Here is a 9,848-nt window from a genome sequence, read left to right on the forward strand (position 1 = left end):
TCCGTCACTTTGTAAACGTAAAAATGTTTTTCGATCGAATCGCATTTCCGAGCGAATCTTTTACGCCGTCGCCGACCGTCATCGTCACGATGCCCGGATTGCTGTTATTCGTGATTTCGAGCCCCGCTCGCACGATGCACATACCCTCCTCAAGCACGATCAATTCGTTCAGCGGAAAAGCCGCAGAACTTTCCGGCGGTACGGCAAAAAGCGTTTTTATCACGATAGAGCAACATCCGTTTGTCGCCGAAAACGCAAGGGAATCGAAGAGCGAAAAAATATCGAGGCCTGCCGCCTCTCGCGAAACGGCAAACGCGAGATAGAGCGCGGCAGCGGTATCGGATGAAGGCGGGAAAAACACCGGGTCGAAAAGCAGCGCCGAAAAATTCGTTGCCGCCGCTATCGTCTTATAGTTTACGCCGTCGGAAAGATTTCCTTCGCGCCACTCGCCCGTCTGCAAAAATCCTTTAACAAATTCGACCGGTCTGTCACTTTCGGCGTCGAAGCGGATATCGAATACCGTATCGCGTTCAGTCCCGTTTCCCGCCACGGATTGTACGCCTTTGCGCATCCGAAACGTGTACGTCTTTCCCCACGCAGGCGCATCGAAGACGACCGATGCATGCGTTTTATCGAACGCGTTTGTCTTTACCGAATACGATACCGTCGGCACGACGGAGATATATGACGACAACGTATCGATATTCATCTCTTTTGAAAAATCGATATCGACAGCGCAGTCTTTCGGAACGGCTTGATAGCTGCCGCCGTTTTTCGCCGCGATTTGAAAGCCGTTTTTATTTTTAATAATAAACGTACAGTCCGGCGTCTCCGTATCGTATCGATAATAAAACGATGAAAGGTATTCTTTTGCGAGCGCGTTCCGCGCATAATCTTCGAGGCTTTCGGACAGCGTAATTTTATACAGCGTATTCGCTTTGAGGCTTTCCATCGGCACGATGCGGACGGTTCGGTCTCCGTCTGAAAAAACGCGCGCGTACGAAAAAGGCGGACTGACGGAAACGGCGGCTTCGAAAGATTCGCGCGTAACCGGCTCGGAAAAGCGAATCGTTATGGCGGACGCTTCATTGACGGTGCTGCCGTTTTGCGGTACGACGGAAACTATTTCCGGCCGTACTTTGTCGTTCCGCGTCGAAAACATTTTGCAGTAATCGCCTGCAAGCGAATATCCGTTTTTGCTTTCGGCGGACGAAGTGACGGTGACGACGTAATCGTAATTTATTTTGATGCCGCCGGTCGGAAAAAAGCGCACTTGTTTCCCGGCGCACAAAAAAATTCCCGATGCGGGATGATCGTCTTCGGTCAGCGTAAACGCTTTTTCAACCGACATCATATCGGGCTCAAGTGAAAACACGATCGAAACGCCGTCGTTATCCCACGTACACGAATCGACGCTCATCTCCAGAAACAGCTCGGAAGCGCAGCCGGCATACAAGAGGCAAAAAATTATTAAAGCTGCCGTCTTCACTTTGTCAAAACGGTTATACATAGGTCTTTCTCCATATAGCTTCCCCGCCCGTCGTTTATTCCCGCAGGCCCGCCGGCAATTTTTAATCGATAGTACGAGTGCACATCGTTCGTGCTCACCGTAAAGCGCGTCCACGTTACCGTAAGCCTCGTTTTCTCTTCGTTCCAAAAGACGCCCGTCTTTACGGGGCTCGCCGACGTAAGCGGAAAAAGCAATGACGCCGTTACCGCGTTCACAGCTGTTGTAAGAGCGCCGTCGGCGATCTCATGCGAAAATAAAATCTGCGCGGTCAATTCGTAGTTGCCGTCCGCATCTTTATGCAGTGAGTGTTCTATGCACGGCGCCGACAAATCGGGAACGACATCGGCATCGAGCGATAAACCGGCAACCGAAAGCCATGCATCTGCCGCGTAAAAGCGCTTGACGATCTTTTCGAAAAGCGGCGTACCGTTTTCATCCGCAGCCGCCGTTGAGACGGCGAGCGTATATTCGGCTGCGACTTTGTAGTATTCTTCCGGCACAAATAAAAAGCGCGTACGCTCGTCGCCGTACGGCACCATATAGCCGGACAACGAAGGCGAAATCGAAACGGCGTCTTTTACCGCATCGAAATCCATCGGCTTTGAAAACACAAAACCGATCGGCTGCTTTCCGGAAATATTTTTATCGAGTGCGATATCGGTAAACCAGTGCGCATCGGGCGACGTATCGCTTACGGGACAGAGGCATACGAGCGAGGGACTTTCGGCATCTTCCTTCGTCGAAAACGTATTTGAAAGCACATCCTGCATTTCCCAGCCGTCCGACGACAAAAGCCGTTTTATCGTCCACGCATAGGTCGTGTTCAGCTTCCACCTCGGAGACGGCGAAACGGTGATCGTCCGCTCATCCTCCGAGAGCGCAATCGAATACTCCGACGACGGAAAAATCGAAAACGCTTTTTCAAACCGTGCCGCTTCGATTTTTTTATTAAACGCGAATACAAGCTTTTGCCGCGGATCCGCGCCGATGCGTTTTTCGGGAAGCGCAAGCGCATAAAAGCGTTCTCCTTCGCTGCCGTATATAAACGTGCATATCGTATATGCGTGAAAGGCCGCACTGTTTTCCGTATGCATGAGACCGTCCATGCTTACTTGATACGGTTTTCCCCGAATCCATCCGCCTGAGGGCTTTACGTACAGCGATCGTCCGTCCCACATATATTCGGCTTCACACTGATGCGTGCCCGATTTTATCGTCACGGCTTGCTCGGCATAATGACGGACAACATCGCAGTTGAACGAAAAACCGATGTGTTCACCGGCGAAGTATTCCTCTGCCGGACTTTGACTGCAGACGACTTCATATTCGTCGAACGAAATCACAGTGCACGAAAAGAAAAGCGATATCGCCGCTAAAGTGCAGGCTATGCGTTTCATCGTATGTCATCCCCCCGCTTAACAAAATGTATTATTTCCGCAACCGCATCGGGATGCGCGGAAACGGCATAGGCTTTATCGAGCGCGTCGAGCGCATTCGATCGGACGCCGAGCGAGAGCCATATATCCGCCGTTTCGATGTACACTTTTTCGCTGTCGCAGAGCGCCTGTTCCGCCTTTCTGCACAGCGAGAGACGTTTGTCGGCCGCGTTTTGCTTTTGCGCCAAAAGCGCATATTGATAATAAAATCTCCAGTCCGTTTGATTGAGCGCGAGTTCCCGTTCGAGCAGCGTTTCCGCCTTATCGTATCGCTCCGTCATAATCAAAGCGCGTACATACCACAGCCGCGCTTCGGTAAATTCGGGATAGCGTTTGCACAGCGCGCGCAAAATCTTTTCCGCGTCTCCTGTTTTTTCCGTAAAGATCAACAGCTTCGCTTTGAGGAGCCGCGCTTGGAAAAAATCGCCGTCGGCACGGAGGGCCTCATCCGCAAGTGAAAGCGCATTCGAAAAATCTTCGCGTATGTACGCATCAGACGCACGCGCATACAGCAGCTCCGCCGCCGCGGAATCGCTGCAGGAAAGAGCGAAGAAACCCGTACTCAGCAAAAACAATATAAAACCGCAGCGCATAGTGCCTCACGATAAAATAAATGCGAGCCGGTCCTGTAATCTTCCGGCAGCGTGCAGCTTTTTTTTCGTAAATGCGGCGCGGACGATCGGATCTTCGGCCGAACGTTTTGCCATGTCTACGCCTGCATACACGTATGTGCAGTCGGGAAGATTTAACAAGGCGTAGAGCGGCAAAAGCTTTTCGTCGTCTCCGCTCGACATAAAACCCTCAATCGCGGCTTTTACTTCCGCAGGAACGAGCACGTTTTCGGCCTCCCCGGCCGGCAAACCGATACAAGAGGCCAACTCGATTTTTGCGCGCGATGCGTAAAAAGACGAAGGAGCGAGCGCGATCGTCTTTTCGAGTACGGGGATCCAAACGTTTAATCCGTCCCGCTGCAGCGCGCGGACGGCAAGCCACACCGACCAATAGTACGAAGGAAAGCGTGAAAAATATTTTTCGAGCTGCAAAAGAGATGAAAGATCGCCGGACGAAATATCGCCGCGCAGCAGTTTCGCTTTGCACCGGATGTAGTCGGAAACGAAAAATGAAGAAGTCTCCGGCACTTCACGCTTCATATCGAATAAAGCTCTGATGCTTTCCAAAGCCGCAGAATCGCCGCCGTCGGGAAGTAAGGCTTCAACCGATTGCAGATTCGTTAAAAACGCATCGTCTTTTTCTTTGCCGTCAGCCGCATATTCGTAATCGAGAAAAGCGCACAACACCGCTTTTTCGGTATCGCCGATTTTTTCATACACGCCCGACGCGAATACGCCGAACCCCGGGAAAAAACCGCCGGTTTCAAAACAGCGTTCGACCAATTCGCTGCATTTTTGAAACTGTCCCGCATCGGCGAGGAGATATACGTACGCGCGCAGTTCGTCGGCTGCAATACGTTCGGGATAGAGCGCGTAGGTTTTATCGAAGAGGGCGAGCGCTTCACTTTTGTCGTCCCGCAAAAGCCGTATCTTTGCATACAGATAGCCGTATTCCGCACCGCAATCGGGCGTTTCGTAGGCTTTTTTCGCATAATCCGCCGCGCGCTCTTCGTCACCGTCCGCTGCATACAAGCCCGAAAGCAGCGCGCACAGCAGCGCTTTGTGCTGCGAGGAAACGCCCTTTACGGACGCAAGCAGCGATTCCGCTTTCAATAAATACTTCCATGCCTCTCCGTAGTTTTCGGACACAAAGCAATACGAGCCCAAATCGAGCTTCGACTCGAAGTGTTCGGGATGTTCTTTTTCAAACGCGATGATTTTTTCATACAGCGCGTTTCCCGCCAAACCGGAATTTTTAATCGCCTCATAAGCGTCGGTTTTTTTTACCGGACAACCGCTTACGAGCGCCGCAAAAACCGGCAAAAAGATTATTAATTTTTTCATACTGCACCTCAAACGAAATGCCCCGCGTTTCGCCCGATACGGCGCGTCCCGCGTACTTGTCGCACGGCTTTGCAATCAGGAGATGTACTCTTCGTGCAAATTCGGAAACATATCGTTCGACCTATATATCGCGTGCAAATGCATTTTTTACGCGGATTTAAAAATATTTTTTTGAGAAAATTGAATGACGGATTTTGAAATGATGGAAGTTATATAATAGGTTCAATTTCGGGTTTTGAGCACAAATAAAATTGTACGTAGGCGACCTTCCGGCGGCAATCCGTTTTGAGCGATATGTTTGACTATTTACAGGATTATATTAAAGAGCTGCTTTTTCGATTTTACGGAAGACGAATTTTTACGTGATAAATTAACATTTTCAGAGATACGGGTCGATACCTTTTTCACTAAGAAAAAATTGATAATTATTGTAAAAATATATCCGTTTAAGAGGAATCCGTAAATATTATGCAGACAAGGTATAAAAGAATTTAGCAACGCATATCGAAAGCGTTCTGCAACGATGCAGGAGTTGGATACGGTGTAGGGCAGCATTTTGCCGTTGCACATCCATTGTCGAGCAGCATTTATCGCCGGTTGTCACGGGAGCACTTTTGATTTAGACTGCATACCGACAGTATGGAATCGATTCTTTTATCGCTCAACGACGAACAGAAGGCATCCGTCATGCAGACGGAAGGGCGCGTGCGCGTCATCGCGGGAGCGGGTACGGGCAAAACGAGAGCGCTGACGTCGCGCTACTGCTACCTCGTCGACGAAGCGGGCATCGCTCCCGGCAATATTTTGTGCGCGACTTTTACGAACCGTGCCGCAAACGAAATGAAACAGCGCGTGCGTAAGCGGCTCGGAGATGTCGATTTGGGATATATCTGCACGTTCCACGCGTTTTGCGTTCAGCTGCTCAAAGAAGACATCAGCGTTTTAAACTACCCGAAAAATTTCGTCATCATGGATACGGAAGATGAGCGCGATATTTTGCTGCGCATCTTTTCCGATATGCACATTACGATGCGGGAGATGACGGTGCAAAGCGCGATCGACGAAGTGCTCGAAGCGAAAAAAATGCGTGCCGATACGTATATCGACGATATCTACCGCATGAACAACGAACAGCTCCGCGAACGTTTCAATTTTATCAAAGACCGCCGCGATGAAATTTTTGTGCGCTATATCTACGAACAGAAAAAAATCTTCGGTCTCGACTTCAACGATTTAATAAATTTTACGACGTACATCCTCGAACATTTTCCCGCCGTGCGCGAAAAATGGCAGGCACGCATGCAGTACGTCATGGTCGACGAATTTCAGGACGTGAGCAAAAAGCAGTACAAAATCGCACAGACACTTTCCGCAAAGCACGGGAATCTCTACATCGTCGGCGATCCCGATCAAACGATCTATTCGTGGCGCGGCTCGCACGTAAAACTCTTTTTCGATTTCGATAAAACTTATCCCGATGCGAAAACGTTTTTGCTTTCGAAAAATTACCGCTCGACGCCGGAAATCATCAAAGCCGCCGATACGCTGATCGGAAAAAATACCGTACGGTATCAAAAGACGCTTACGGCGGAAAAGGCGGCGGGCGCCAAACCGATTTTTTGCCATTGTAAAAGTGAAGGCGAAGAAGCGCTTTGGATTTTTAATAAAATCGATGAGCTTGCAAAACGCGGCGTAGCCTACGGTGACATCGCGGTCTTATATCGCGCGCACTATCTTTCCCGTGCGATCGAAGAAACGTTTATCGATAAGCGCGTACCCTATAAATTTTACAGCGGTATAGAATTTTACAGCCGCAGGGAAATCAAAGATATCGTGTGCTATCTCCGCATGATCACGTCCGGTGACGACGTCGCGTTTTTGCGCACGGTCAATATGCCGTCGAGGAAAATCGGCAAAGCGAAAATAGATGCGCTGCGGACTCTTGCCGAACAAAACGGTACGGCGCTCTACGACGAACTTAAAAAAAATATCGATACGCCGCTTTTTGCAGGTACCGGAGCGCGCGCATACGTCGAAGCGATAGAAACGCTTCGTACATCGTATACCGCTCTTCCGCTCGGTACGCTGCTGCAGGCGGTTATGGACAAGTCTGGCTACGAAGCGTACTTGCGTTTGCAAAACGATCAGGACAGACTCGACAATGTCGCCGAATTTCGCCGTGCGGTGGAAAAAGCGGGGCAGGACGACGACGCGAACCTGGAAGATTTTCTCGCGCACATAGCGCTCTTTACCGATTTGGACAGAGAAGAAAATCGAAGTAATGTCAAACTCATGACGATCCACGCGGCGAAAGGCATGGAGTTCCCGTATGTGTTTGTCTGCGGTCTGAATGAAGGTGTGTTCCCGTCGCGTAAAACGCTCTCGCTCGACGATATGGAAGAGGAACGGAGGATCGCGTATGTCGCGATGACACGCGCGAAAGATGCGCTCTTTTTGTCGGATGCGGAAGGGACGGCGAACGACAACCTCTTTAAACAGCCGTCGCGTTTTATTTTCGACGCGGGACTCGAAAACCTCACGCTTGAAAGAGAACTCGACGAATCGCTTGTCGTGCAGACGAAAACGCTCATCGATTACAGCGAAGCGCAGCTCAAACGGATCGGCTCGCCGTACGAAGAAGGCACACGCGTACGTCATCCTATTTTCGGCTGCGGCACCGTCGTTTCGGTAAACAAAAAAGCCGGCTGCTACGGCATCGCGTTCGATTCGATGCAAACCGAGCGGAGCATCCGCTTCGGTGCGGAATTGAGCGAAGTGGAGTAAAGCGAGGGTACTGGTTGTCCGCTTTTCGATGCGGGATTGTGCGGGGGCGAACGCTATGACGAAAATATCACTCTAAAGGGAGTGCGATACCTGTTAATATTTAAACAAAAAACGGATATTATCGATAATACTCGGATTGATACATAATGATAATAGATTTAAAATAGACAAGGAGAAAAATAATACATGGCTAAAGGAAACAAAAACAATACGGCGACTATCGGTTTCGAACAACAGATTTGGGCCGCTGCCGATATTTTGCGCGGCAATATGGATGCGGGACTCTATAAGCATGTTGTTCTCGGGCTTATCTTTTTGAAATTCATCTCGGATAAATTCGATGCACGGCGGCAAGAGTTGCTTGCGGCCGACGACGATGCGGAAGATAAAGACGCCTACACCGAGGTGAACGTATTCTTCGTGCCGCCGTCGGCACGCTGGAGCGTTATTTCCGAAGCGGCACATAAAGAGGAAATCGGCACGGTTATTGATGATGCAATGCGAGCAATTGAAAAAGAAAACAAACGGCTGAAAGATATCCTTCCCAAAAATTATGCCCGCAGCGAATTGGATAAGCGGCGTTTGGGAAATGTGGTAGACTTGTTCACCAATGTTCAAATGGCCGAACACGGTACCGATAAAGATATTTTAGGCCGTACCTATGAATATTGTCTTGCAAAATTCGCCGAGCAGGAAGGTAAACGAGCGGGGGAATTTTACACGCCGGCCTGCGTAGTACGGACACTCGTTGAAGTGTTGCAGCCGTTTAAAGGACGCGTATACGATCCGTGTTGCGGTTCCGGCGGGATGTTTGTACAGTCCGCCGATTTTGTAAAACATCACTCCGGTAATATCAACAACCTCTCAATCTTCGGACAGGACGCCAATCCGACTACGCGCAAAATGGCTTTAATGAATCTCGCTATCCGAGGGATCGAAGCCGACCTCGGAGACTACAATGCCGATACGTTCTACCACGACTTACATAAGACGCTTAAAGCGGATTTTATTCTCGCCAATCCGCCCTTCAATCTTTCGGATTGGAACGACGGTAGTTTAAACGATGATCCGCGCTGGAAGTTCGGTTTGCCGCCTTCCGGAAACGCCAATTTCGCATGGCTCCAGCATATGATTTCACATCTTTCGCCGAACGGAAAAATCGGCATGGTGCTTGCCAACGGTTCGCTTTCTTCCCAAACAGGCGGAGAAGGTGAGATTCGCAAAAGAATAATTGAAGACGATCTCGTAGAGGGCATTATCGCTATGCCTACACAGCTGTTTTATACGACGCAGATTCCGGTATCGCTTTGGTTTATCAACCGTAACAAAAAACAAAAAGGAAAGACACTGTTCATCGACGCTCGCAAAATGGGAACGATGGTCAGCCGGCGTCTGCGCGAATTAACCGCTGAAGATATCGGCAGGATAAACGCTGCCTTTCAAGCTTTTAATGCCGGGACACTTGAAAATGTACAAGGTTTTTGTTCCGCCGTCATTACTGCCGAAATAGCTAATCAGAATTATATCCTTACCCCGGGACGCTATGTAGGTATCGAAGCCCAAGAAGACGACGGCGAGCCGTTTGAAGAAAAGATGACACGATTGACCGGCGAGCTCTCGGAGCTATTCAAACGTTCAGGCGAATTGGAAGATGAAATCCGTAAAAAGCTGGGAGCGCTCGGATATGAAATATAAACTTTCCGATATTTGTGCTTTTACTGATGAGCGAATCGTTGTCACCGATTTGGATTTAGATAATTATATTTCTACGGAAAATATGCTTCAGAATAAAGAAGGCGTTATTTGTTCGGCCGGATTACCAACCGTCAATCAAATACAAGCCTATCAACCGGGAGACGTGCTGATTTCCAATATCAGACCATATTTTAAAAAGATATGGTATGCCGACCGCAGCGGCGGATGTTCAAATGACATACTGGTATTGCGGGCAAAGGAAAATACGTATCCCGGATTTCTTTATTATTTACTTTCGGATAATGCTTTTTTTAATTACGCTGCAGCCACGGCAAAGGGAACAAAAATGCCGCGCGGCGATAAAGATGCAATAATGAAGTATGAAGTTCCCAATCTACCGATTGGTATACAAATTAAAATTGCGGATATACTATCCGCATTGGATGCTCAAATTTCCAACAATAAAGC

The 9,848-nt window shown here is 49.1% G+C and carries 7 protein-coding genes; 3 read left to right on the top strand and 4 right to left on the bottom strand.

Features of this window, described 5'->3' with window-relative positions:
• Positions 1-4: 4 nt before the first annotated feature.
• Genes HMPREF0860_RS08290 through HMPREF0860_RS08315 form a run of 4 tightly spaced genes read right to left on the bottom strand, consistent with a single transcriptional unit; the run spans position 5 to position 4,901 of the window.
• Entirely contained in the window at positions 5-1,510 is a 1,506-nt protein-coding gene (locus HMPREF0860_RS08290; protein WP_021331556.1) for an Ig-like domain-containing domain, read from the bottom strand.
• Positions 1,486-2,907, bottom strand: a complete 1,422-nt coding sequence (locus tag HMPREF0860_RS13315) for an Ig-like domain-containing protein (protein WP_021331517.1) — start codon at positions 2,905-2,907, stop codon at positions 1,486-1,488. Before HMPREF0860_RS13315 ends, HMPREF0860_RS08290 begins: the two co-directional genes overlap by 25 nt.
• A complete protein-coding gene (locus HMPREF0860_RS08310) occupies positions 2,904-3,539 on the bottom strand; it encodes a tetratricopeptide repeat protein (RefSeq protein WP_021331589.1) in 636 nt (211 codons plus the stop codon). Before HMPREF0860_RS08310 ends, HMPREF0860_RS13315 begins: the two co-directional genes overlap by 4 nt.
• A gap of 6 nt (positions 3,540-3,545) precedes the next feature.
• A complete protein-coding gene (locus HMPREF0860_RS08315; protein ID WP_021331586.1) occupies positions 3,546-4,901 on the bottom strand; it encodes a tetratricopeptide repeat protein in 1,356 nt (451 codons plus the stop codon).
• Between the two features lie 639 nt (positions 4,902-5,540).
• Here HMPREF0860_RS08315 and HMPREF0860_RS08325 point away from each other — a divergent pair.
• From HMPREF0860_RS08325 to HMPREF0860_RS08335, 3 genes are all read left to right on the top strand, one after another.
• Positions 5,541-7,685 carry an ATP-dependent helicase gene (locus tag HMPREF0860_RS08325; RefSeq protein ID WP_021331535.1) on the top strand — a complete coding sequence of 715 codons (2,145 nt, stop codon included), beginning with the start codon at positions 5,541-5,543 and terminating at the stop codon, positions 7,683-7,685.
• Between the two features lie 186 nt (positions 7,686-7,871).
• On the top strand, positions 7,872-9,380 hold the full coding sequence (locus HMPREF0860_RS08330; RefSeq protein ID WP_021331519.1) for a type I restriction-modification system subunit M: 1,509 nt from the start codon (positions 7,872-7,874) through the stop codon (positions 9,378-9,380).
• Positions 9,370-9,848 (top strand): restriction endonuclease subunit S (locus tag HMPREF0860_RS08335; RefSeq protein ID WP_038082362.1); only part of this gene is annotated, 479 nt, incomplete at its 3' end. The genes HMPREF0860_RS08330 and HMPREF0860_RS08335, both read left to right, overlap by 11 nt.

It is taken from the genome of Treponema socranskii subsp. socranskii VPI DR56BR1116 = ATCC 35536, from assembly GCF_000468115.1.
In the GTDB taxonomy this organism is placed as follows: Bacteria; Spirochaetota; Spirochaetia; order Treponematales; family Treponemataceae; genus Treponema_D; species Treponema_D socranskii.

Bases quoted from the DNA above. Each gene is read 5' to 3' on its own strand.
- HMPREF0860_RS13315 (WP_021331517.1), bottom strand. From the start codon at position 2,907: ATGAAACGCATAGCCTGCACTTTAGCGGCGATATCGCTTTTCTTTTCG.
- HMPREF0860_RS08315 (WP_021331586.1), bottom strand. From the start codon at position 4,901: ATGAAAAAATTAATAATCTTTTTGCCGGTTTTTGCGGCGCTCGTAAGC.
- HMPREF0860_RS08325 (WP_021331535.1), top strand. From the start codon at position 5,541: ATGGAATCGATTCTTTTATCGCTCAACGACGAACAGAAGGCATCCGTC.
- HMPREF0860_RS08290 (WP_021331556.1), bottom strand. From the start codon at position 1,510: ATGTATAACCGTTTTGACAAAGTGAAGACGGCAGCTTTAATAATTTTT.
- HMPREF0860_RS08330 (WP_021331519.1), top strand. From the start codon at position 7,872: ATGGCTAAAGGAAACAAAAACAATACGGCGACTATCGGTTTCGAACAA.
- HMPREF0860_RS08310 (WP_021331589.1), bottom strand. From the start codon at position 3,539: ATGCGCTGCGGTTTTATATTGTTTTTGCTGAGTACGGGTTTCTTCGCT.